The organism is Hyalangium ruber (assembly GCF_034259325.1).
Taxonomy (GTDB): Bacteria; Myxococcota; Myxococcia; order Myxococcales; family Myxococcaceae; genus Hyalangium_A; species Hyalangium_A rubrum.
Window position 1 is genome coordinate 677,263 of record NZ_JAXIVS010000003.1, and the last position, 24,536, is coordinate 701,798.

Below are 24,536 nucleotides of genomic sequence, written 5' to 3' on the forward strand. Positions count from 1 at the left end.
TCGAAGTCCACACGGCGGGCTGACGCGTCAATCCAGCCGGGTAGGGTCCGCCCGCACATCAGCCAATTTGCTCTCCAACCCAGTGGATAGCGCCGCTCCTAACGCTGGGCCACGGGGCTCACCAGACACTCAAGGTCGGCCTGCTCGCGCCACACAAGGGCCCCAGGCTGGCACCCTTCTGGGGCTTTGAGCGTGCTGCCTCGCTGCGCTTCGACTCCTTGCGCGCTTGGAGCCTGTCGTGGGCTTCGCCCAAGGCTGTACTTCCCGGGAAGGGGGGTCCCGCGAAGCGCCGTGGCCGTGCCATCATGGGGCGCACACCCTCTGCCTCTGCTCCCATGTGCCGCCTCCTCCGACTTTTACCCCTCCTCGCCCTCTGCGCCTGCGTCACCCTCCAGGGCCGCGCGGATGAGCTCGCCCGCCAGGGCCAGTTCGTCGAAGCGGCGGCGATCTACGACCAGCTCCTCCAGCAGAAGCCAAATGACTTGAACCTGCTGACCTCCCGGGACGAGTTGCGGTGGAAGGCGCTGGAGCAACTGCTGGGCCGGGCGCGCCAGCACCGGCTCGAGGGCGACGATGAGGGAGCAGAGCACTTCCTCGAGAGCTTCCTGCGGCACCGCCTGGAGTGGGGCTCGAAGCTCAACGGGGCCCTGGAGAGCTCGCTGCTGGAGGAGATGGAAGGCACCCATCGGCACTTCCGCCAGATCATCGTGGCATCGGCCCAGCGCGGCCTGGCGCTGACGGCGGAGGCCTCGCTCGACCGGAAGCGCCCGCTGCTGGCCCACGCGGAGCTGGCGCCCATCCGCCGCGAGATGGAGGGTGCGGTGCTGCGTGGCGGCAAGGACACCTGCACCCGCCTGAAGAAGGTCTCCGCCGAGAACGCGCCATACTGGGCCGAGCTGGTGTCTCGCTACTGCCGGCGCTGGAACGAGGAGGCGCCCGAGCCGCCGCTGCTGCCCGAGCTGCTGGGGCCCCCCACGTGGACGGGCGCGGTGGATGGGGTAGGCCCGGAGGAGCTCCAGCTCATCCAGGACCGGCTCTCGCGGGTGTTCGAGGCTTCTCTCTGGTACTCGCCGCGCTCCAGCCGGCCCGTGGCCTTCGCGCTCCAAGGCATGTTCAGCACGCGCTTCGAGCGAGACCCCGTCCGGCTCACCGCGCCATGGGTCGACCAGGAGCCCTACACCGACCACGAGGAGCGGACGCAGACGGTCCAGGAGCCCTACACCGAAGAGGAGGAGTACGTCGAAAACGGGGAGAAGAAGAAGCGCACGGTGACGAAGTACCGGGAGAAGACGCTCACCTACACGGTCGAGGTCACCAAGTACCGGGACATCCACAAGACCTTCGAATACAACGCGCAGCGGCACTCGGCCTCCTTCCGCTTCTCCGTGACGGCCACGGGAGGCCTGGCCGAGCAGCGCAGCCCGCTCACGGCGGCGCTGTCGGACCAGATGTCCGCGTACGGCTACGAGCACGACGTCAGCTTCTCCCCTGGCAGCGTCTACCCGCAGCGCCCGGACATGCCGAAGCGGCACGCCTGGTTCTCCCAGAAGGTGCAGGAGCTGGAGCAGTCCTTCGCGAGGCAACTCACCGCGCACTGGCACGCGTACTACTGCACCACGCCAAGCCTGACGCTGAACGAGGCGGCCCGCTGCGCGCGCGCGGGCGTCGAGCTCCCCTCCCCCGTGAGCCAGGTGCTCTCTCAGGTGCTCGGCGAGGATGCTCCCCGCGCGCCCATCCTCTTCGCGACGCAATGAGACTCGGAGCCAGGGCCATCCCCGCCCCTCCGAGGTGTACCTTTGACCTCATCCCCTTCCCCCATTCGCTTCGTCGTCTACCCGTCCCTGGGTGAGGTGCGGGAGCACGTCCGGGTGGAGTTGCTCGGCCACGCGATCTCCCTGCGCATGGGACGGGCGGTACAGGTGACGACGGCCCCCTCCTATGAGGCCCTCTCCCAGGCGCTCGAGGAGAACCGGGTGGACATCGCCTGGGGCACGGCCGAGCAGTGCGCCCGGTTCGGTCCGCGAGCGTGGGCCGTGCTCCGCGCGGTGCGCTTCGGACACGGCCACTACCACGCGGCGCTCGTCTGCCGCTCGGACGACTCCCTCACCCTGGAGAGCCTGCGGGGCCGCCGCGCCGCCTGGGTCAGCCCCGAGTCCATGGGAGGGTACCTGCTCATCGCGCGGCACCTGGAGGCCCTGGGCTCTCCCCCCGCGGCGCTCTTCGCCGAGGAGCGCTTCATCGGCTCGTACGGCGGGGCGCTGCGCGCGGTCGTCTCGGGGGAAGCCGATGTGACGTCCGTCCTCACGAGCCAGCCGGATGAAATCACCGCCCGGGCTTTCATGGGCACCCACCTGGGCGGCGGAGAGCACCTGCTCAAGCCCTTGCTCTTCTCCGGTCCCACTCCCGCCGACGGGCTCATCCTCACGCGCCGCCTCTCCCGGGAGGACGCCGCCGCGCTGAGCGCCTGCATCGTGGAGCTGAGCAAGGGAGGCGCCGGGATGGAGCCGATGATCGCGGCGTTCCACTCCGAAGGCTTCACGCCCCCCGCGGACGTGCTCGAATCCACCTCCAAGCCCTGGAGCCACCGAGGCACGAACTTCGTGGCGCTCCGGCTGGATGAGGAGGACCGCTGCCGCGAGGTATGGGCGGAGGAGGACAGGGCGCTGGGCCGTGACGTGCGCGGACGCGAAGGACAAACGCTGGCCGAGGTTCTCGGTCCCCATGCCGCCGCGCGATTGCAGGCCCTGACCCGCCTGACCCGCCACAACCGGAAGGGCGGCCGGGTGAAGTACCACCTCCAGGAGGCGCCAGGCGAGACGCGCTCCTACGCCGCCGAGATGACGTGGTGTCCCCCCAGCTCCGAGCAGTCGCGGCCCGCGGTCCTCCTGCAGCTTCAAGACGTCACCGAGCTCTCCCCGCTGGAGGAGCACCTCTTCCGGCTGGCCTCCTTCCCGCTGATGCACCCCGAGCCCATGCTGGAGCTGGATATGGCGGGGGCCCTGCGCTACGCCAACCCGGCGGCCCACGAGCGCTTCCCCGACCTGCTGGCGCAGGGCCGCAACCACCCCGTGGTTGCCACCGCGTTCGCCTGGGCCCTGTCGGGGGAAGAGGCGCTACCGGCGACGGTCCACCTGGAGAACCGGGACTGGGAGCTGGCGGTGGTGCCGCTGCCGGACACGGGCGTCCTGCGGGTGTTCGCCCAGGACATCACCGCGCGCAGGCAGATGGAGCGCCAGGAGGCGAAATGGTCCCAGGAGCTGCGGACGAAGAACGACGCGCTCGCCACGGCCTTGAGCAAGCTGCGTGAGGCCCAGGACCGGCTCATCCTCCAGGAGCGGCTCGCGGCGCTGGGCACACTGACGGCCGGAATCGCGCACGAGCTCCGGAACCCCTTGAACTTCGTGAACAGCTTCTCGGTGCTCTCCGAGGATCTGCTCCGCGAGGTGACCGAGGAGCTGGCTGCCCAGGGCAGCATCCCCGCGCACCTTCAGGAGAGCCTGGCCGACGTGGCCGCGAACGTGCGGCGAATCAAGGAGCATGGCCACAGGATGGAGCGGATCATCCGCGCCATGCTCGAGCACTCCAGCGGGAACAAGGGTGAGCGCCGCGACATCGCCCTCAACGTGCTGCTCGCGGACTCCATCAACCTCGTCTACCACGGCATGTGGTCGCGAACGCCCTCCTTCAACATCCAGTTCGAGCAGGAGTTCGACGAGGCCGTGGGCAAGATGCAGCTCGTCCCGCAGGAGATCAGCCGGGTCATCACCAACCTGCTCGAGAATGCGTGCCACGCCGTGCATGCGAAGCGCCAGACGCTGGGCGGGAGCTTCCAAGGGCGGATTCAAGTGAAGACCAAGAGCCTGCCGGACAGCGTGGAGATCCACCTCCACGACAACGGCACCGGCATTCCCCAAGGCATCCGGGACAAGCTCTTCACCCCATTCTTCACCACCAAGCCCGCGGGAGAGGGGACGGGGCTGGGGCTCTCCATCAGCCACGAGATCATCGTCAAGGGCTACGGAGGCGACATGCGCTTCGAGTCGGAAGAGGGCGCCTTCACGACGTTCATCATCACGCTTCCGAGGCAGCGCTCCGAACCCCCGCGCCCGGCGGGGGCACCCGGGGAAGGAAGAAGGTGACGCAGGTCCCCTGGCCGGGCTGGCTCTCCACCTGGATGCGGCCGCCGTGCGCGGTGACGATGCCCCGCACCACCGCCAGCCCCAACCCCATGCCCGCTCCCGGTGGGCGGGTGGTGAAGAACGGCTGGAACAGGTGGCGCATCGCCTCCGGGGACATGCCCTCGCCCGTGTCGAGAACCTCCACTCGCACCTCGCCTCCCTCCGGGCGCGTGGACAGGCGCACCTTGCCTCCGGTGGGGGTGGCCTGGCCGGCGTTGGCCAGCAGGTTCACCAGCACCTTGACGATCTGCTGGGGCCGCCCCCGGAGCGTCCCCACCTCGCCCAGCTCGGTCTCCACCTGACAGTGGCGCAGCTGGTTGTGCGCGAGGCGCAGCGCCGTCCGCGCCTCGGTGTTCAGGTCATATTCGGAGTGGATATCCGGATCCCCCCGGGCGAAGCGGCGCAGATCCGCCACGATGGCGTTCACGCGCCGGATGCCCTCCAACGTGGCCGGCAGCACATCGTCCACGTACTCCTTCAGCGGCTCGGGCAGCGCGGGCTGCTGCTGCAGGTCCTTGAGCAGGGAGTGGACGTTGCTGGTGACGAAGCTCATCGGGTTGTTGATCTCATGCGCCACCCCCGCGGCCATCATGCCCAGGCTGGAGAACTTCTCCTGCTCGACGGCGCGCTGGTGGATCCGCTGGAGCCGCTGGTGGGCATCCCGCAGCTCCTGCTGGTGCTCCAGCGTGCGACCCAGCGCCCCGCGCAGGAGCTCGACCCGCTTCTCGGTGACCAGGAAGCCAAAGACGCCCAGCAGGCTGAAGGCCAGGAGCACTTCCGGAGCGGCGCCGTCCCACCAGGCGATGGCGTCGACCGACAGCAGGAAGAACACTCCGCGGGGGCGCACCCACCGGTCCAGCCCATAGAACCAGATCAGGTTGTAGGGCACGTAGATCCACACCGGCGCGGCCCAGCGGGTGAAGTGCCCCACCACCGCGATGCCCATGACGTTGAGGACCGTGCGCGCTGTCTCGAGCACCGAGCGGCTCGTCCACTTCGCGAGCCACTCGATGAGCACCAGGTTCCACAGCATCAGCACCGTGGCGACCCCGAGCACCGCGAGGAATGCGCTCCACTGACCCCAGAACCAGATGAGCAGGACGAGGTTGATCACCAAAGCGCCCAGGCCCGCGGTCTTGTTCACCCCCAGATGAACCTGTTCCGGGTCCGCTTCCGGCGCGGGAGCCTGCTTGGGTGTCGGGGTCATCCGAAGCCCGCTCAGGCGCGAGAGCTGCCACACTCCGGGCAGAACTTCGCCTTGGCCCCCATCTCCGCGCCGCACTTGCCACAGCTCGTCTTCGCCGCCAGCGGCTTGCCACATTCAGGGCAGAACTTGCCGCCCTCGACGCTGGCGTTGCAGTGCGGGCAGGCCGCCATGCGCGTGGCCTTCATGTCCAGCGCCTCCACCTGATCGACCTTGCGCGCCTTGTCCCAGGCCTGCTCCACGGCGACCTTGGACTGGATGTGCGCGGCCTCCTCGGCGAGGTTCGGCGCGCAGGACTCGCAGAGGTTGCGCGTCTCGTTCCAGCAGTTCCGCGGGCACACCCAGTGGCCACACCGGGTGCAGTTCTTGAAGTGGGCCTTGGCCTCCTGCACCGACTCGGCATACGCCTCGTCCCGCGCCTTGCCGCGCAGCGCGTCCTTCACATGGTCGCCCGCGTAGGCCGCGCGAGAGACGGCGCCGCCGAAGAACGAACCCGCCGCCTTCAGGACGCTGGCCGCGATGCCAACGCTGCTCGCCTTGAAAGGCGACATGTGACCGTTGTTGCACTTGTCGCAATAGAACTCGAACTGAAAGCCGTGGTTGTTCGAGCGATCTTTGTAGTTGCGGGTGAATTGGATCAGCGGCATGGCAAGCCGTCTCCTGAGGGGAACGAAACGCTTCCAGATTATCACGGCCCCTCTCGCGCCTCCCTTTGGTAGCTTGCTCGGTACCCCGCCTCCCAGCGGGTCCATCCCCCGCAGTCCACTGGAGTACTCATGACCCCCCTCGCTCGCGCGGCGCTCGCCGCGAGTGTCGCCGCTCTCCTCCTCGCGGCTCCCCAAGCTTCGGCCACCAACTACACGCTGTGGATCCACGGCAAGAACTCGGGTGGAACCCAGGCCGGCAACTATGCCGACTTCTCCAACTGGGGACCCAGCTCCACCGCGGCCGGAGTGAACAAGAAGGCGGTCAACTGGGATGGTCGGCAGCGAATCGGCGGGCAGAACTACCGCATCCGCGACGCCCTGGACTGCTTCTGCACGGGCACCAACTGGTGCTACATCGCCGTGCATTCCGCCGGAGACCTGCAGATCGGCTACGCGCTGTCGCTCTACGGCACCTCGGCCCGCTACAAGAAGAACGCCACCCCCAACTCCAGCGGCGTGTGCGGCAACACGGATGGCACCACCCAGACGGGCTGGAACATCAAGTGGGTGGACGTGGCCTCGGGCGCCGGTGGCGGCAGTGAGCTGGCCGACGTCGGTGAGTGGGCCACGAACGACCCCATCGTCGGGGACCTGGTCACCACCACGGCGCGCGCGATGTACAACCACAACACCACGGGCGCGAAGTGGTTCTACATGTTCGCGGGCGCCAAGGGCACGGCCTACTCGGGCATCCTCCCCGGGCAGGATGACGAGGCGGTGGCCTACCACACCACGGGCGGCGTCTCCGGCAGCTCAGGCGGCTCCTACTGCAACCCGGGTGACTGGTTCTGCGGCGGCACGCTGAACACCGGCACCAACGCCTGCAGCGACGGCCGCGCCAAGTGGAGCTACCACACGGTGAGCCTGCGCGACGACGGCGAGTCCTACAGCCACGGCGCCGGTGGCCAGTGGGGCGGCATCGTCTCCAAGGTGCGCGAGGACATCGTCCTCTACGCCAAGTAGGCAACGCATCGGGGAGCGGCTCCAGCAGCCGCTCCTCGGGCAAGGTGTACCAGTCCTAGGTGTCCACCACGGCGATCACGAGGACGCCCGCCTCTCCCGTGGTGGCCTCGGTGATGAGGAACGACCAGATGGCGACCTGGTCCTTGCGCGGAGTCCAGCTCAGGGTGCCGGTCGCCTCGTCCATGCTCGCGCCCTCGGGCAGCGGCGACACCGTGAAGCGCAGCTCGGGCGTGGAGAGCCCCTTGCCGCAGCGCAGGGTGACGGTCAGCGGCTTCCCTTCCACCGCCAGGTGTGTCCCGCCTCCCTCCGGCGCACAGAGCTTGGATTGGGAGGGTGGAGGCGTGCCCGCGTCTGGCGGCGGTGGAAGGGCTGGGAAGGGAAGCGGCGCCAGGGGAATCGGTGGCAGCGGGAGCCCCGAGCGCTCGGAGTCGGTCCCTGCCTCGTCCGGTGACGAAGGGCCGCAGCGCAGCGCGACCACGCATGCGACCAGCAACACCCCTCCGCTAAAGACCTTCGCCCTGCCCGCCATTCCGCCCCCCACCCGCCCGACTCCCCGTCGAGAGGAGTAAGCACTCCCGGTGAGCACGGCAGGAGGCCCCGGAGCCACTGTCGCTCCACGGACACGCCGCTCTCTCGCCCAACGCCCTCACTGACCTTGGGTCATCCGATTCGCCCTCACGGGCAATACATGGTTCAACGATGAACAGCGGCCCTATACTCGGGGACATTCATGTCTGAGCCCTCCTCCGTTCCCCCCACGCGTCGAGGCTTTCTCGGTGCGATCACCGTGCTGCTCGGCGGCGCCATCGCGGCGCTCGCGGCCGTGCCCGTGCTGGGCAGCATCCTCTCGCCGCTGCGCCCCGCCCCACGCACGGGCAATGACGTGCCCATCCCCGTGGGCAACGTGTCGGACTTCACCGTGGGCGTGCCGCGCCGCGTGGAGCTGGTCCGCTCCGTCACCGACGCCTGGAGCCGCTCCGAGGCCACCACCGTGGGCGCCGCCTGGCTCACCCGCAAGGCCGATGGCACCTTCACCGCCCTGTCCACCATCTGCCCGCACCTGGGCTGCGGGGTGAACATGGACAAGCAGCGCGGCCACTTCGCCTGCCCCTGCCACACCTCCGCCTTCGCCATGGATGGCGCGCGCCTGGAAGGGCCCGCCCCTCGTGGCATGGATCCGCTCACTGTGGAGGTGCGCGGCCAGGCGGTGCTCGTCCACTACCGGCGCTTCAAGCAGGGCATCTCCGAACGGGAAGAGGTGTAGGTCCCCCATGCTCAAACGCTTCGGCGACTGGCTGGACTCCCGCACCGGCCACCGCGCCCTGATGCACAGTGCCCTTTTCGAGCGTGTGCTCGGCGGGGCGCGCTGGCGCTACGTCTTCGGCTCGGCCCTCGTCGTCCTCATCCTGCTGCAGGCCGTCACCGGCATTGCCCTGGAGCTCTACTACAGCCCGTCCACCACGGACGCGTGGGCCTCCGTCAACTACATCGAGACGCAGGTGCAGCTGGGCTCGCTGGTGCGCGGCCTGCACCACTTCGGCGCCTCGGCCATCGTCATCCTGGTGGTGCTGCACCTGCTGCAGACGGCGTGGGCCGGTGCCTTCCGCGCCCCGCGCGAGGTGAACTGGCTGGCCGGCTTCGTGCTGATGCAGATCATCCTCGCCCTGGCGCTCACCGGCTACCTGCTGCCGTGGGACCAGAAGGGCTACTGGGCCACGCAGGTGGCCACCTCCATCGCCGGTACGCTGCCGCTCATCGGCGAGAAGCTGCAGACCTTCCTCCAGGGCGGAGCCTCCTACGGCAACCTCACCCTGACGCGCTTCCACACCCTGCACGTGATTCTGCTGCCGGCGGGCCTGGTCCTCTTCCTCGGCATCCACCTGGCCCTCTTCCGCAAGCACGGCGTCACCCCACCGGACATGCCCCAGGAAGAGCTGGAGCGCCGCGCCGAGCCCTTCTTCCCCAAGCAGCTCTTCTATGACACCGCCTTCGCCGCGGCGGTGGTGGGCACGCTCTTCTTCGTCGCCTTCAGCCAGGGCGCGCCGCTGGAGGGCCCGGCGGATCCCTCCTCGCAGTACCTCGCCCGCCCCGAGTGGTACTTCCTACCCCTGTTCCAGCTGCTGAAGTACTTCGAGGGCGGCGCCGAACTGCTGGGCACCGTCGTCCTGCCCGGCCTGGCCATGGGCTTCATGGCCACCCTGCCCTTCATCCACGCGTTCCTGGTGCGCCGCCTTCCCCAGGCGCACCGGGCGCTGGCGCTCGTGCTCACCTTGGGTCTCGCGGGCGTGGGCGCCCTGGGCGCGCTCGCCGTGGCCTCGGACCGCAAGGATCCCGCCGTCGCCACCATGGCCGCCCGCGCCCACGAGGAGGCCCTCGAGGCCCGCCGCCTGGCCACCAAGGGTGTACCCACCGCGGGCCCCCTGGAGCTGTACCGCAATGACCCCATCGTCTGGGGCGCGCGCGTCATCTCCGCCCAGTGCCAGTCCTGCCACCAGGCCTGTGACACCCCGAACTACACCGGCAGCCCGTGCCTGGAGGGCTACGCCTCACGCGCCTGGATCGCCCGCTTCCTGCGCAACCCCCGCGCCCCGCACTTCTTCGGCAACACGAAGATCGACGAGATGGACGCCTACACCGGCCCCCAGGAGTCCCTGGACGCGCTGGTCGAGTTCCTCTACTCGCAGGGCGAGCGGCCAGACGTGACGGTGGCGCTGGCCAAGAAGGGCGAGGAGCTGTTCGACGGCGAGGGCTGCGCCAGCTGTCACACCCTGGACGGGGTGGGCAGCGGCATGGCGCCGGACCTGAAGGGCTGGGCCTCCCACGCGTGGACCGCCGCCTTCATCCGCACGCCGGGTGCGCCCCGCTTCTTCGGCGAGCTCAACGAGATGGAGACGTTTGACCACACCCGCCTGCCCGAGGACGAGCTGCGGGCTGTCACCCTCTGGCTCCATGCTCAGGCCTCCCAGCCCTTGAAGTTTCCCTAGCCGGCGGCCGTCCGTGCCGGCGAAGACATTCACCCGAAGGACAATGGAGTCAGTGACATGAAGATGCGGTTTGCCCTGGTGCTCAGCCTCTCGCTCGCCGCCACCGCGTATGCCGAGGACACCGCCGATGTGTGGAAGGCCAAGTGCAAGTCCTGCCACGGCGAGGACGGCGCGGCCAAGACCAAGATGGGGGAGAAGGAGAAGATCCCCGACATGACCTCGGCCACGTGGCACAAGAACCACTCGGACGAGAAGATCCGCGAGTACATCGCCGAAGGCTCCAAGAAGAACCCGAAGATGAAGCCCTTCAAGGACAAGCTCACTCCGGAGCAGATCGACTCCCTGGTGAAGCACATCCGTGGGATGGAAGCGAAGTAAGCCCGGCGTGAATATCACTGGCTCCGGGCCGTAACTCCTCTACGAAGCCCGCCCGGAGCCGCCGCCATGAAGACCCTCGCCCTTACCCTGCTCTTCATCCTGTCGCTGGTCACCCTGCTCTCCGCCGCGCGCGCTGACGCCCTGAGCCAGCCCCGCATCGAGTCGCGGATGGCCCGCCCGCTCCCCCTGCCCGAGGGGGATGACAAGGACGACGACAAGAAGGACGACGAGGAGGACGAGGAGGAGTACCGCGGCTTGAGCTCCCACGCCGCCCTGGAGCTGGTGGATCCGGGTGGGCTGGACGACGTGCTGCGGCTGCGCCTCGCCGCCCGGCTCGGGCCCTGAACCCCTGGGCAGGCAAGGGAGCACCCCACCCCCGGGCCGAACGCTGTTAGCATGGGGCGCGGATGTGGCTCATCGTCAACCCAGGCCTTCTCGACGAGAAGGAACACCCGCTCCCCGAGGGGCAATCGACCATCGGTCGCACGGAGGAGAACTCCATCCGTGTGCTGCACATGAGCCTGTCGCGCAAGCACGCGCGGCTCGAGCGCCACGGGGACCGCATCGTCCTGGTCGACCTGGGCAGCAAGAATGGCACCCTCGTCAACGGCGTGCGCGTCGAGCGCTTCGCGCTGCGTGAGGGCGACTCCTTCCAGTGCGGAGATGTTCACTTCAAGCTCGTGTCCTCCCCGGCCGAGATGGAGCCCACGCACATCCAGGTGCTGACCACCCGCTTCTCGCCCTCCTCCATGGAGGAGCTGCTGGAGCAGGGCCGCGCCCCCAACAGCCCCTCGGCGCTCAAGGTGCGGCAGGCGAGCGAAGCCGATGTGCGCTCCGCCGAGAAGCTGCGGGTGCTGCTCAAGGTCAGCCAGATGCTCTCCTCGCCGGGCCCCATCGACGGCCTGCTGGAGCGCATCGCCCAGCTCGTCTTCCAGATCCTCGAGGTGGACCGGGCGGCCATCCTCCTGGCGGACCGGACCAGCGGAGAGCTGCGCCCGCGGGTGGCACGGCTGTCCACCGGCGAGGTGCCCTCGGGCTCCTTCTACAGCCAGCACGTGGTGGAGTACGTGCGCAAGCACAGCGTGGCGGCGCTCTTCGCCGACGCGCGCGAGGACCCCCGGCTGGATGGGGCCGACTCCGTCATGCTGCAGTCCATCCGCTCGGCCATGTGCGTGCCGCTCAAGCCCCAGGATGAGGTGCTGGGCGTGCTGTACGTGGACAACCAGGCCCGCGCCAACGGCTTCACCGAGGAGGACCTGGAGTTCCTCACCGCCTTCGCCAACCAGGCGGCCATCGCCTTGGAGAACTCGCTGCTCTCCCAGCGGCTGGCCGAAGAGGCGGTGATGAAGAACGCCTACCTGCGCTTCTTCCCGCCCACGGTGCTCAAGAAGCTGCAGAGCGAGAAGCAGGCCCACCTGGGCATCGTCGAGACGGAGGTCACCATCCTCTTCTCGGACATCACCGGCTTCACCTCGCTGTCCTCCAACCTGCCCCCCCGGCAGGTGGTGGACCTGCTCAACGAGTACTTCCCGGTGATGGCCGACATCGTCTTCCGCCACGAGGGCACGCTGGAGAAGTACATCGGCGACGCGCTCATGGCCGTCTGGGGCGCCCCCTTCCCCCAGCCCGAGGACGCGGACCGGGCGGTGCGCGCGGCGGTGGAGATGCAGCGCGCCCTGGCCCACCTCAACACGCGCTGGCGCTCGGAGGGCCGGACGGAGTTGCAGATCCACGTGGGCCTCAACACGGGCCGGGTGGCGGCCGGCAACATCGGCTCCGAGCAATATCTGCAGTACGCCACCATCGGCGATGCCACCAACATCGCCAGCCGCATCTGCGACGCCGCCGCGCCGGGGGAGATCCGCCTCTCGGAGGCCACCTTCCAGCGCTGCCTGGAGCGCACCTGGCCCATGACGAAGCAGGGCCCTGTCCACCTCAAGGGCAAGCAAGAACCCCTGTCGCTCTACCGGGTGGAGTGGCGCGACTCGAACGTGGAGTAAGACTCACATCCTCCCCCGTGACGTACACGCGGGGATCTGGATATGATGAAAATGATTCAATCACGTTGAAAGACGGGGGCCTGCCTCCCGGGCTGGAAAGCCGTGGCCACTCCACGGGCAGGGAGCATGTCAGAGCACCGAATCGGGGGCAGATACCAGGTAGAGCGGAAGATCGCCGGTGGCGGCATGGGCGCTATTTGGTTGGCGTTGGATCAGCAGCTCCAGCGCCGCGTGGCCATCAAGCTGATGGACACCCACCGGGTCACCTCGCTCGAGGACCGGCGGCGCTTCGCCCAGGAGGCCAAGGCGATCGCCCGGCTCCAGAACCCGCACGTGCTGCAGATCCACGACTACGGCATCGACGGGGAGGTGCCCTACATCGTCACCGAGCTGCTCGAGGGCGAGGACCTCGAGGCGCTCCTGGAGCGGCGGCAGCGGCTCATGCCCGCCGTGGTGGCGCCCCTGCTCAACCAGATCGCCCGCGCGCTGAACGCGGCGCACCTGGCCGGCGTCATCCACCGGGACCTCAAGCCGGCCAACCTCTTCCTGGCGCGCATCGACGGCGAGGAGGTGGTGAAGGTCCTCGACTTCGGGCTGGCCCTGCTGGACGTGGACACCAGCGTGCCCGAAGGGGACTTCGTGGGCACGCCCCGCTACATGAGCCCCGAGCAGCTCCGGGGGCGGTCGAACCTGGACCACCGCAGTGACCTGTGGTCGCTGGGCGTCGTGCTCTACCGGGTGCTCACCGGGCAGTTCCCCTTCCCCGCGGACGCGCTCATGGCGCTGCGCTCGGGCATGGGCGCCACGCCAGTCCTGGCCTCGAGCGTGGTTCCCGAGCTGGGCGCGGAGGCGGATGCCTTCTTCGCGCGGGCCCTGGCCGTCGAGCCCTCCCAGCGCTTCGCCTCCGCCCACGAGATGGCGGCGGCCTTCTCCGCGCTGGTCATCGCCGGCCGCCCCACCCGGGCCGCGAAGGTGCTGGTGGTGGATGACGAGCCGGACATGGAGCTGGTGATGCGGCAGCGCTTCCGCAAACAGCTCCAGGAGTCCATCTACGAGTTCATCTTCGCCGCCAATGGAGAGGAGGCGCTGGAGAAGCTGCGCCAGCACCCCGACACGGACGTCGTCCTGTCGGACCTCAACATGCCGAAGATGGACGGGCTCACCCTGCTGGGGCGCGTCGGCGAGGTCCACCCGCTCGTCAAGGTCATCATCGTCTCGGCCTACAGCGACATGAGCAACATCCGCACCGCGATGAACCGCGGTGCCTTCGACTTCCTGGTCAAGCCGCTCAACTTCCAGGACCTGAAGGCCACGCTGGAGAAGACGCTCAAGCACGCCGGCGAGGTGCGGCGGATGCTGCGCTCCACCGAGGAGAACGACCTGCTGCGCATGTTCGTACACGGCGGCATCGTCGAGCGCGTCCTGTCGGCGGTGCGCACGCCGCTGGGCGTGGCCGGCGAGCGCGTGGAGGCTACCGTGGCCTTCCTCGACGTGAAGGGCTTCACCCCCATCACCCGAGACGAGCAGCCCGAGACGGCCCTGCGGCGGCTCAACGCCAACTTCGAGGTCATCGTCCCCGAGCTGCTCTCGCGCGGCGGCGTGGTGGACAAGTTCGTCGGAGACGCGGTGATGGCCGTGTTCCGAGGACAGGGGCACGTAGGACGGGCGCTCGATGCGTGCATCTCCGCGCGCCAGCAGCTGCGCGCCATGGCCTTCCGCGGCGGAGAGTCGTCCGCCTATACCCACGGCGTCTGCATCGGCGTGGCCTCGGGAGAGCTGCTCTCGGGCAGCATCGGCGCCCGGGCGCTGGGCCGGCTGGACTACACGGTGCTCGGAGACGTGGTGAACACGGCGGCGTGGCTGGCCTCCATGGCCAACAAGGACCAGCTCCTCATCTCCGAGGAGCTGCGCGGCCGGATGGAGACGGCCTTCGAGTGCGAGGAGCAGACGTCCCGGCAGCTCCCGAGCAGGGCGGCGCCCATGCGCGTCTTCGACGTCCTCCGCCGCCGGGACGTGACGGTCTCCCCCGCGGAGCCCACGGCCTCCGTCGAGCTGCCCAAGGTCAGCGTGGAGCCCTACATGGCCGCCGCGCCGGACAAGCGGGACTAACCCACCCCGCTTCAGCTCCTGGCGGCGGTGCCTTCTCGGCCGAAGGCCTGCTGGCGCTGGGAGCGTTCATCCTCCACCGTGCCTGCCGGCGCCGGCACCGAGCGCGGCAACAGGAGCACGAAGCTCGTGCCCTCCTGCGAGCTGGAGTCGACCTCGATGCGCCCACCGTGCGCCTGGACGATCTGCGCGACGATGTAGAGCCCCAGCCCCAGCCCGCCCCGGGACGCACGCCCAGGCCCCCCCTCGGAGTGGTGGAAGGGCTCGAAGAGGTGCGGGCGCAGCGCCTCGGGGATGGGCTGCCCCACGTTATGCACCGCCACCCGCTGCAGGGAGTCCACGCTCTCCAGCCGCACGCTCACCGGTGTGCCCACGGGGCTGTGCTGGAGCGCGTTGGCCACCAGGTTTGAGAGCACCTGCGCCATTCGCTCCTCGTCCCAGAAGCCCTTGCTCTCCCCTCGTATCTCCAGGTGGATGTCTCGGTTCGGGTAGGCCAGCTCCAGCTCGGCGATGATGCGGCGACACACCTCTTCCAAGGCCATCTCCCCCGGGCGCAGCGGGATTCCCCCCGCCATGCGCGCCCGGGTGAAGTCGAGCAGTTGCTTGACCAGCCGCGCCATCCGCTCGGCGCTGGCGTCGATGCGCTGCATGACGCGGCGGACATCTGGCGTGAGCGTGTCTTTCGCCAGCATGGCCGCCGCGGAGAGGCGGATGGCCGCCAGCGGGTTGCCCAGGTCATGCCCCAGCACCCCGATGAAGCGCTCGCGGAAGCGTCCCTCCTGCTCGCGCTCCTCCTCCTGGCGCCTTCGCACGGTGACGTCGCGGCTGATGCCGAACAGCCCGTAGGCCCTGCCATCCGGGTGGCGCAGCACGCCCTTGGTGGATTGCCAGACACAGCCGAAGCCCGGTCCACCGTCCGCGTCCTCGTAGGTGGCCGTCTGCCCCGACTCGCACACCGCCTGGTCATGCGTCACCGTCGCCGCGGCCGCCTCGGCACCCAGCAACTCCACGTCCGTGCGGCCGATGACCTCTGGCGCCGGACGCCCGAAGGCCTTCGCCGCCGCCGGGTTGAGCAACACGTAGCGCCCCGAAAGGTCCTTCACGAAGACGGCGTCCGTGGTGCTCTGGATGACGGCATGGAGCAGATCCCTGTCCCGCCGCAGCGCCGCCTCACTCTCGACGCGCCGGGTGAAGTCCTCCAGGAAGAGGGTGAGCCCGCCCTCGCAAGGCGCCATCCGCGCCAGCAGCCAGGCGATGCCCGCGGGCGTCGTCCGGCCGAAGCGCTCCACCTCTGGCACCTGCCGCTCCGCGACCCGGGCGCATGCATCGAAGAGGCTGCACTCGGCCACCCAGGGCGCCTCGTCCAGCAGCCGCTTGCCCCGCGTGGGCAGCAGGCCCGGCACGCCCTGTCGCATCAGGTCTGGCGAAGAGTCCAGGCAATCGAAGTCGATGATGCGGCCCTCGGACGAACGGATCGCCCTCAGCCTCACCCAGACTTCCGACGGCGGAATGTCCGACGCCGAAGGTTGCTCGCTCTCACCCCAGAATCGCATGCGTAGCTCGCGCCCCCCATTCTCTGCCCCTCTAGAGTACCGCCGCCAGCCCACCTCGCGGAAACCACCCTGCCGTCCGAGGTAGCGGGCGATGGTGGCTGGCAGACATAAAGGGAAAGCCGAACGTTTAGCGGGACGTCACCTTCCAGGTACCCGGTGTTTCCATTGACCCGCCTCGGGCCGGCTTTTATGACGCGAGGCCTCGCGACCCGAGACGGATGGACACTCCCTTCAGTCAGAGACCTGGTGTAGAGGCGCTGCTTGGCGCGCCCCCCCCAACTGGTGACCCCTTCGCGCAGGTGCTGGAGCGGCTCCGGCCCGGGCGCCGCGTGCGCACCCAGGGCCTGCACAGCGCCGCGCGAGGCCACGCGCTCGCCCGCCTGGCTCGCGGCCTGAAGGCGCCGCTCGTCTGCGTGGCGGTGGACGAGGAGGCAGCCGACGCCCTGGCCCATGACCTGGCCTTCTTCCTGGGAGGCACCGGCACGCCGCTGGACCCGCGCGTGCTGCGCCTGCCCGGCGACGAGGTGCTGCCCTATGACGAGCTCTCCCCGGACCCGGGCACCGTCGGCGAGCGGCTGGGCGCCCTGTTCCACCTGAACCAGGGTACGCGCTTCCCCGCGCTGGTGCTCTCCGTGCGGGCCCTGTTGCGCAAGGTGCTACCGCCCTCGGTGGTGGGCACCCTGTCCCAGCTCATCACCGTGGGGCAGGACTTCGATCGCGACTCGCTGGCTCGCAAGCTCGCGTCCATGGGCTACCAGTCCAGCCCCCTGGTGGAGGACCCCGGCACCTTCTCGGTGCGCGGCGGCATCCTCGATGTGTTCAGCCCCCTGTACGAGCGACCCGTGCGGCTGGAGTTCTTCGGGGACACCATCGAATCCATCCGCGGCTTCGACCCCGACACCCAGCGCACCGTGGACTCGCTCAAGGAGGTGTACCTGGCGCCAGCGCGCGAGGTCATCCTCACCGAGGAGACGCGCCCGCGCGCCGAGGCCGCCGCCCGCGCCGTGGCCGACCGCATCAACCTGCCCACCATCAAGCTGCGCGAGCGGCTGGAGGCGCTGCGCGAGGGGCTGCCCAGCTTCGGCCTCGAGGGCCTGCTGCCCGGCTTCTTCGAGGGCGGGCTGGGCACCGTCTTCGACTACCTGCGCCTGTGGGCCAAGGAGCCCCTCTTCTACTTCGATGATCCGGTGGGCATCGACCGCGCCGCCAGCGACCTGTGGGCGGAGATCGAACGCTCGGCACAGGCGGCGGAGGAGCGGCAGGACCTCGCCTGTCCGCCCGAGCAGCACTTCCTCACCCTCAAGCAGGCGGACGCGCAGCTCGCCACCGCGCTCGTGCTGGAGGGCGGTGGCCTGGCGCTGACCCCGAGCGAGCAGCCGCCAGTGCTCTTCGCGTTCGGCACCACGCAGGACCTGCGCGAGGCCATCCTCGCCCACCACGGCGAGGACGGTGCCCTCAGCCCGTTGGTGGAGCGGCTGCAGCGCTGGCGCGACATGCGCATCGCCTGCGCCATCGCCTGCGGCACCCTGAGCCAGGCCGACCGGCTCAAGCGCCTGCTGCTGGACCGCAACATCATGGTCCGCCTCTACGACGAGCCGCTCGGAGACCCGGGCAAGCTGTACGAGGCCTCCGTCTATGCCCACCTCTTCACGGGCGAGGTGAGCCAGGGCTTCGTGGATGGCTCGGGCGGGCTGGCGGTGCTGGCCGACGAGGAGATCTTCGGGGTCCGCGCGCGTCGCCGGGTGCGCCGCGCCAAGCGCACGGAGGGCTTCGGGGCCGGCTTCCAGGACTTGAAGGAAGGCGACCTCATCGTCCACACCGACTTCGGCATCGGCCGCTACGCGGGCCTGACGAAGATGCAGGTGAACGGTGTGCCGGGCGACTTCCTCCTCCTGGAGTACGCGGGCCGGGACAAGATCTACCTGCCGGTGAGCCGCATGCGGCTCATCCAGAAGTTCACCGGCGGAGACCCCACCAAGGTCCAGCTCGACAAGCTGGGCACCACGAGCTGGGAGAAGACGAAGAAGCGCGTCAAGGAGCAGCTGCTCAAGATGGCGGCGGAGCTCCTGCAGATCGCCGCCGCGCGCAAGGCGCACCCCGGCCACGCCTTCTCCGCGCCGGACCGGTACTTCAACCAGTTCGAGGCGGACTTCGAGTTCGAGGAGACTCCCGACCAGGCCAAGGCCATCGAGGACGTGCTCTCCGACATGCAGAAGCCGCTGCCCATGGACCGGCTGGTGTGCGGCGACGTCGGCTACGGCAAGACGGAGGTGGCTATGCGCGCCGCCTTCAAGGCCACGCTGGACCGCAAGCAGGTGGCGGTGCTGGTGCCCACCACGGTGCTGGCCCAGCAGCACTTCCTCTCCTTCAAGAAGCGTTTCAAGGACTACCCCGTCACCGTGGAGGTCATCTCCGGGCTGAAGAAGCCGGCCGAGGTGCGGGAGATCCTCAAGCGCTCCCAGGACGGCAAGGTCGACATCCTCATCGGCACGCACAAGCTGCTGGCCGGGGACGTGGCCTTCAAGGAGCTGGGGCTGCTCATCGTCGACGAGGAGCAGCGCTTCGGCGTGAAGCAGAAGGAGCAGCTCAAGAAGCTGCGCACCCAGGTGGACGTGCTCACGCTCACGGCCACCCCCATCCCCCGCACGCTCCACATGTCCATGTCCGGCGTGCGCGACATGAGCATCATCGCCACCCCGCCCCAGGATCGACGCGCCATCCGCACCTTCGTGATGAAGTTCGATCCGCCCGTCATCAAGGAGGCCATCGAGCGCGAGGTGGGCCGCGGCGGGCAGGTGTTCTTCGTCCACAACCGCGTGCAGTCCATCGCCTCCATGGAGCGGCTGCTGCGCGAGCTGGTGCCCCAGGTCTCCATCGGCGTGGCCCACGGGCAGATGGGCGAGGGCCAGCTCGAGAAAGTGATGCTGGCGTTCACCGAGAAGAAGTTCCAGGTGCTCCTGTGTACCTCCATCATCGAGAGCGGCATCGACATCTCCAGCGCCAATACGATGATCATCAACCGCGCGGACGCCTTCGGCCTGGCTCAGCTCTACCAGCTGCGCGGGCGCGTGGGCCGCTCCAAGGAGCGCGCGTACGCGTACCTGCTCGTGCCGGCGCGCCGGACGATTACGCGGGACGCGCAGCGGCGCCTGGAGGTGCTGCAGAACTTCACCGAGCTGGGCGCGGGCTTCTCCATCGCCAGCCATGACCTGGAGATCCGCGGCGCGGGCAACCTGCTGGGCGAGAAGCAGTCGGGCGCCATCGCCGAGATTGGCTTCGACATGTACGCGCAGCTGCTCGAGGAGGCCGTGGCGGAGCTGCAGGGCCAGCCGCCTCGACAGCAGATCGAACCCGAAATCACCCTGCCCATGCCGGCGCTCATCCCCGACGACTACGTGCCGGACGTGCATCAGCGGCTCGTCTTCTACAAGCGCTTCAGCCAGGCCAGCCACCCGGACGAGGTGACGGACCTGCGCGCCGAGCTGGTGGACCGCTTCGGCGAGGCGCCCGACGAGGTGGACAACCTCTCGGAGACGACGCTGCTGAAGATCGACATGCGGGACTTGCGGCTGCGCGCCCTGGAGTCGGGCACCGGGCGGCTGGTGGTGACGCTGGGCGCCGACGCGCTGCTGGACGGGCCCAAGGTGGCCATGCTCGTGCAGCGCTCCAAGGGCGTCTACCGCCTCACCCCGGACATGAAGCTCATCGCCAAGGTCCCCGAAGGCACCCAGGGCCATGCCCTCATCCTGGAGGCCAAGAAGGTGCTGCGCGATCTGAACACCTGCGCGCTGCCCCAGGCCTAGAAACGCTCGCGCCCCAGGGAGTGAGTCCCCTGGGGCGCGGCGCTTCAGCTCTTTCCCACGCTCGCTTCCTACTTCAGCCAGCGACGACGACGGCTCAGCAGCGCCATGCCGATCATCAGCAGCGGCATCAGCGAGCTGGCGGCGGAGCTGTTCGACGAGCAGCCGCAGCCGCCGCCGTCCTCCTCGTCACCCCCACCGCCGCCGTTGTCGTTGCGCGGCTGCACGGCGATGGACACCGTGTCCTCACCGCTGGCGCCCTGGGCGTCGGTCACCTTCAGCGAGAACGTGAGCACCGTGTTGCTGTCCACGTCCGGCGCCGTGAAGCTGGCCGAGGCCGTGTTGGCCCCCATCAGCGTCACGCTCGGGCCCGCCGTCTGGGTCCACGCGTAGGTCAGCGCGTCCCCATCCGCGTCCGTGCCAGCGCCGCTCAGCGTCACCGTGGCGCCCTCGTTCACCGAGCGGTCCGCGCCCGCGCTGGCCGTCGGCGCGCGGTTCTGGCTCTCGGTCACGTTGCGCACGGTGATGCTCACCGTGTCCTTGGCGGACAGCGTCCCGTCGCTCACCGTCACCTCGAAGGTGAACACCGCGTCGGCCTCCACGCTCGGAGCGGTGAAGCCCGGCTGAGCGGTGGTGGCGTCGCTCAGCGTCACCGCCGTGCCCGCCGTCTGCTCCCACGCGTAGGTGAGCGTGTCGCCGTCAGCATCCGACGAGCCGCGAGCATCCAGCGCCACGGCCGTGCCCTCGTCGACCGTCCGGTCCTCGCCCGCGTTGGCCATTGGCGCCACGTTGGGCGGACGCACGGTGACGTTCACCGAGTCGGTCACGAAGCTGCCACCGTCGTTCACCGTCATCGTGAACGTGAGCACCGTGCTGGCGGTCACCGCCGGAGCGGTGAACGTCGGCGTCCGGGTGGCGGAGTCTTCCAGCGCCACCACCGGCGTGCCCCCGGTCTGCGCCCAGGAGTAGCTCAGCGTGTCGTTGTCCGCGTCCGTGGCCGAGCCGCTCAGCGCCACCGCGGCGCCCGCGAGCACCGTCTGGTCCGCGCCCGCGTTGGCCACCGGCGGGGTGTTGCCCTCGCACGTGTCCTGCTCCGGCACGAGCGTCGGGAACGGCGTGTTGGTGATGCCGGTGAACACCAGGTTGTCGATGTCCCAGCCGTTCGCGCCCACACCCAGGTCCGTGCCGATGCGGAAGCGAAGCTTCACGGTCTGCCCCTGGTAGGCCGTCCCCAGGTTGACGTTGACGTCCAGCCAGTTCGGGTAGCCCGAGCTGGTGCCGGAGTAGGCCATCCGACCCTCGATGGGGTTGTCGCCGCCCGTCTCGATTTCACCCACGTAGCCCTGGCCGCTCGCGATGGAGGCGCCGATGTCCGTCCACGTCAGGCCGCCATCCGTGGAGATTTCAATGACACCACCGTCGAACCAGGCGGCGGCGGTGCCCTCGAAGGTGTAGCGGTGCTTGAAGGTGAAGCGGAAGTCCCCGGTGGAGCCCACCTCGAGCCCCGGCGAGACGAGGTAGCTGTCCGCGGCCAGCGGCGCGTCGGCGCCGTGGTGGTAGTGGACATCCGCCGCCTCCTCATGGCGCTCCCAGTCCTGGTAGTCGCCCAGCTCCATGTCGTGGCTGGCCGTCCACACCGCCGCGCTGTGGCTGGCGCGGCTCTCCACGTCATCCGACGCGGAGGTGGCCAGCGCATCATCGCTGTTGACGCGCAGCTTGAACTCGTAGTCCCGAGTGCCGGGGATGGACTGCCCCTCGTCACCATAGGTCACCTTGATGTCGACCAGCTCGATGCCCGTCGCGCCATCCAACGTGACGGCAATCTCTCCAATGGCCGACTCGAAGGGCTCCAGGGCCGGGAAGTTGACGCGCCCGCCGTTGGCGAAGGTGAGGCCCGTGCCCGCCGCCGCGGAGACGTGCGCGGTGGACTGGGTCAGCCGCTCGGTACCCGTGTTGGTCAGCTCCACGAGCACCACGCCCGCCTCCTTGTTGTCCAGCACCATGTCCGCGTCACAGGCGTTGGAGTTCTCGGTCAGCTCCGCGGACGTCAGGTCCACGTCCTTGCCGGTGGAGAAGCTCTCCACCACACCCGCGTGGCTGGTGGAGCCGCGCGCCGGCGCCTTGGCGCGCAGACCCGCGCCACGGCGAGCAAAGGCCGCGTGACACTTCCGGAAGTCCGCCTTGTCGAGCGCGTAGACGCCCGCCAGGAACGCGTCACGCGCCTCGAGGAACGTGGGCGAGGACGGGGTGAGCAGGTAGCCCCGCACCACGTAGGTCTTCATGCGCTCCTGCGCTTCCGCGAAGGCGTGCGTGTTGAGCAGCGACGCGTAGCACTCCCAGAGCATCGAGGCCCACACCTCACCGGAGTTGTGAACCTCGGAGTTGACGCCACCGGAGTCCGGGCTGATGGGCGCCGTGGTCGGCAGCGCCACGCCGTTCTCGATGTGCTTGAAGGTGAGCGGGTTCTTGGCGAAGTCCGTGGAGTACGGGAAGCGACGCAGCGCGTACAAGTAGCCGTCGTTGCCGCCGCCGCTGGAGGCGTAGCCGCCCGTGGCGTAGGCGCCCTGCCAGGTGTTGTTGCCGGGCTCGCCCTTGTCCTCCGCGCGAACCTCCATCAGCAGCGCGTGGAAGTCCGCCCAGCCCTCGCCCATCGAGCGGCCCTGGTTGTTGCCCAGGCCGCTGGCGTTGCCGATGAGGCGGTTGGAGATGTAGTGGCCCCACTCGTGCGCCACGACGGCGTTGTCCAGCGAGCCATCGCGGTACACATCCGGCTCCCCGGCGAACATGCGCACCGTCACGCCGTTGGGCAGCTCGGGCTTGATGAGGTTGCCGTCCGCCAGGCTCAGCGAGAGCGTGGGGATGGTGATGGAGGGGTCGCTGCCGCCCATGCCCGGGGGAGCGCCCGCCGCGTTGTTGACGATGATGACGGCCGCGGCGCCCGCGTCCTGCGCGTTCTTCGTCTTGATGGCGAAGCCGCAGGTGCCACGGTCGATGACGGCGATCTTTCCGGAGACGGCCGCCGCGTTGGCGAAGGGCACCTCGCAGCCGTCCGTCAGGGAGCCACCACCCGCGTCCTGCACGAGGACCATCTGGCCGGTGACCTCGAACGACAGGGGCCCGAAGGCCGCCGTGTTCGTGCTGTACGCACGCGCGATGCTCGCCGGCGAGAGCACTTTGAGGGAGATCTCCACGTTGGGAGTGAACAGGTACATCTGCATGCGCGGCCGGCCACCGTCGGCCGGCGTGGACATGTTGGCGTTGTTGAGGCCGCTGAAGTCCTGGGCCTCGGCCTTCAGGCTGTCGCCCGCGACACCGCCGCGACCGTAGTTGTCGGCCTGCGCGTTGCCGGCCGCCTCGTCGAAGCCGTAGTCGTAGAACCAGTCGTGCAGGAAGTTGGTGACGTAGAACAGCTGCGTCACCGCCGCCTTCTGCTGGTCGAGGGAGGCGTCGGGCTCGAGCGTCACGTCATAGACGCGATCGAAGGCGCCCGGCGCGGTGACGTCGGCGCGGAAGTCCTCGGCGTCCTTGCCGTCGGCGCCGGAGATGTCCGCGTACGCGTCGATGTTGTTGCCCACCGTCTCGGTGGCGCCCGCCGGCAGCCAGGGGTCATCCGCGCTGAAGGGCGTGTTCTCCAGGGTGATGAGCTCGGGGGCAACGAAGGGGGCCTGGTAGCCGTTCGGCGTGCCCGTGGGGTGCGGCGTGCCGGCGAGCCCCTGCGGACCGTCGTAGGGGATCTTGTCCTCGGGGTGCGCCCACACGCGGTAGGAATAGGCGTCGGAGACGGTCAGGTTGTTGCGGAACAGCAGCTGCCCGTCCTTCGCGGAGATGACGTAGGAGTAGTAGTCCGAGTCGGTGCGGCCCGCGGCGCCGGTGTTGAGCTCCAGGTACCAGGCGGGAACCAGCTGGTCGGCCAGCGGGAAGAAGACGCGCTTGGCGCGCGCCGGCGTCACCATCCGCGCCGCGTGGCGGGAGACAGCGGCCGGGGCGAGCTCGAAGGAGGTGTACGCGCCCTTGGGCTTCCCGAAGAGTACGAGGCTGGCCGGGTCGAGCTGCTCGCCGTTGAGGTCCGCGAAGGCCTTGGCGATGGCGGCCGGCGCATCCAGCCGGAAGGCCAGCTTGGGGCTGCCGGACGTGGAGCTGGCGTGCGGGGCGAGGCGGCCGGAGATGGCGACGACCTCACGGCGCTCGTTCAGCAGCAACCGGACCTGCTGGCGGAACACCTCGACCCCATCCACGTCCTGGTGGAAGGTGACGAGGGTGGCGCCACGGCCCATGTCCCGAACCTCCGCCTTGAGCGCGGAGGCCACCTGCGGCGACAGCTTGTAGAGCTTGGCGAGCAGGCCCATGTGAACGCGCGCCGCCTGCTCCGGCGACATGCGCTGCAGCGCCGACTTCAGCCGGTCATCCACCTGGGAGGTGTTGCCCCAGATGAAGGTGGGCGTGCCCGTGCGCGCCTCGAAACCCGAGATACGCGCGCCCTTGACCTTCGACTGCAGCTGCAGGCGGGACTCCGCCCGAGGCGCTCCCTCACCATCGAAGGATGTATCGATGTTCGGGAGGTCCTTCGCGCTTGCTGACGGCCCCGATGCCGCTAGCAAAAGGCCGGAGATGGCCGATAACCATCGCTTCACAGTAGACCCCTTGTAGGAAAGGACAGAGCGCC

At 69.1% G+C, this 24,536-nt stretch carries 15 protein-coding genes; 10 read left to right on the forward strand and 5 right to left on the reverse strand.

Annotation, left to right across the window (positions count from 1 at the left end; all coding sequences use genetic code 11):
* Positions 1-335: 335 nt before the first annotated feature.
* Both SYV04_RS11725 and SYV04_RS11730 read left to right on the forward strand, forming a co-directional pair.
* The gene (locus SYV04_RS11725; protein ID WP_321545782.1) at positions 336-1,754 is read left to right on the forward strand and encodes a hypothetical protein; all 1,419 of its coding nucleotides are present in this window, start codon (positions 336-338) and stop codon (positions 1,752-1,754) included.
* A gap of 42 nt (positions 1,755-1,796) precedes the next feature.
* Positions 1,797-4,139 carry a PhnD/SsuA/transferrin family substrate-binding protein gene (locus SYV04_RS11730; protein ID WP_321545783.1) on the forward strand — a complete coding sequence of 781 codons (2,343 nt, stop codon included), beginning with the start codon at positions 1,797-1,799 and terminating at the stop codon, positions 4,137-4,139.
* Here SYV04_RS11730 and SYV04_RS11735 read toward each other — a convergent pair.
* Both SYV04_RS11735 and SYV04_RS11740 read right to left on the reverse strand, forming a co-directional pair.
* Entirely contained in the window at positions 4,072-5,385 is a 1,314-nt protein-coding gene (locus SYV04_RS11735; RefSeq protein WP_321545784.1) for a sensor histidine kinase, read from the reverse strand. The two genes, SYV04_RS11730 and SYV04_RS11735, sit on opposite strands and share 68 nt — an antisense overlap.
* An 11-nt stretch (positions 5,386-5,396) precedes the next feature.
* On the reverse strand, positions 5,397-6,029 hold the full coding sequence (locus SYV04_RS11740) for a zinc ribbon domain-containing protein (protein WP_321545785.1): 633 nt from the start codon (positions 6,027-6,029) through the stop codon (positions 5,397-5,399).
* A gap of 129 nt (positions 6,030-6,158) precedes the next feature.
* Between SYV04_RS11740 and SYV04_RS11745 the strand changes: the two genes are divergently transcribed.
* Entirely contained in the window at positions 6,159-7,052 is an 894-nt protein-coding gene (locus SYV04_RS11745) for a hypothetical protein (RefSeq protein ID WP_321545786.1), read from the forward strand.
* A 55-nt stretch (positions 7,053-7,107) separates the two neighbouring features.
* Here the strand turns inward: SYV04_RS11745 and SYV04_RS11750 are convergent, their stop codons facing one another.
* A complete protein-coding gene (locus tag SYV04_RS11750) occupies positions 7,108-7,545 on the reverse strand; it encodes a putative Ig domain-containing protein (protein WP_321545787.1) in 438 nt (145 codons plus the stop codon).
* Between the two features lie 237 nt (positions 7,546-7,782).
* Here SYV04_RS11750 and SYV04_RS11755 point away from each other — a divergent pair, with 237 nt between their 5' ends.
* The 6 genes from SYV04_RS11755 to SYV04_RS11780 all read left to right on the forward strand — a co-directional run bounded on the left by SYV04_RS11755 (position 7,783) and on the right by SYV04_RS11780 (position 14,523).
* A complete protein-coding gene (locus SYV04_RS11755) occupies positions 7,783-8,316 on the forward strand; it encodes a QcrA and Rieske domain-containing protein (protein ID WP_321545788.1) in 534 nt (177 codons plus the stop codon).
* Between the two features lie 7 nt (positions 8,317-8,323).
* A complete protein-coding gene (locus tag SYV04_RS11760; protein ID WP_321545789.1) occupies positions 8,324-10,036 on the forward strand; it encodes a cytochrome b N-terminal domain-containing protein in 1,713 nt (570 codons plus the stop codon).
* Positions 10,037-10,093: 57 nt separating this feature from the next.
* Positions 10,094-10,414 carry a c-type cytochrome gene (locus SYV04_RS11765; RefSeq protein ID WP_321545790.1) on the forward strand — a complete coding sequence of 107 codons (321 nt, stop codon included), beginning with the start codon at positions 10,094-10,096 and terminating at the stop codon, positions 10,412-10,414.
* A 66-nt stretch (positions 10,415-10,480) separates the two neighbouring features.
* The gene (locus SYV04_RS11770) at positions 10,481-10,759 is read left to right on the forward strand and encodes a hypothetical protein (RefSeq protein WP_321545791.1); all 279 of its coding nucleotides are present in this window, start codon (positions 10,481-10,483) and stop codon (positions 10,757-10,759) included.
* A 62-nt stretch (positions 10,760-10,821) separates the two neighbouring features.
* On the forward strand, positions 10,822-12,414 hold the full coding sequence (locus tag SYV04_RS11775) for an adenylate/guanylate cyclase domain-containing protein (protein WP_321545792.1): 1,593 nt from the start codon (positions 10,822-10,824) through the stop codon (positions 12,412-12,414).
* A 126-nt stretch (positions 12,415-12,540) separates the two neighbouring features.
* A complete protein-coding gene (locus SYV04_RS11780; RefSeq protein WP_321545793.1) occupies positions 12,541-14,523 on the forward strand; it encodes a protein kinase domain-containing protein in 1,983 nt (660 codons plus the stop codon).
* Positions 14,524-14,534: 11 nt separating this feature from the next.
* On the opposite strand, the gene SYV04_RS11785 is transcribed toward SYV04_RS11780, so the two are convergent.
* Positions 14,535-16,010, reverse strand: coding sequence for a PAS domain-containing sensor histidine kinase (locus tag SYV04_RS11785; protein WP_321545794.1), 1,476 nt, complete (start codon positions 16,008-16,010; stop codon positions 14,535-14,537).
* 281 nt (positions 16,011-16,291) lie between these two features.
* On the opposite strand from SYV04_RS11785, the gene mfd reads away from it, so the two are divergent.
* On the forward strand, positions 16,292-19,876 hold the full coding sequence (gene mfd, locus SYV04_RS11790) for a transcription-repair coupling factor (RefSeq protein ID WP_321545795.1): 3,585 nt from the start codon (positions 16,292-16,294) through the stop codon (positions 19,874-19,876).
* 68 nt (positions 19,877-19,944) lie between these two features.
* Here mfd and SYV04_RS11795 read toward each other — a convergent pair whose 3' ends face one another.
* Complete coding sequence (locus tag SYV04_RS11795) at positions 19,945-24,504, reverse strand: myxosortase-dependent M36 family metallopeptidase (RefSeq protein WP_321545796.1); 4,560 nt, start codon at positions 24,502-24,504, stop codon at positions 19,945-19,947.
* Between the last annotated feature and the right edge of the window lie 32 nt (positions 24,505-24,536).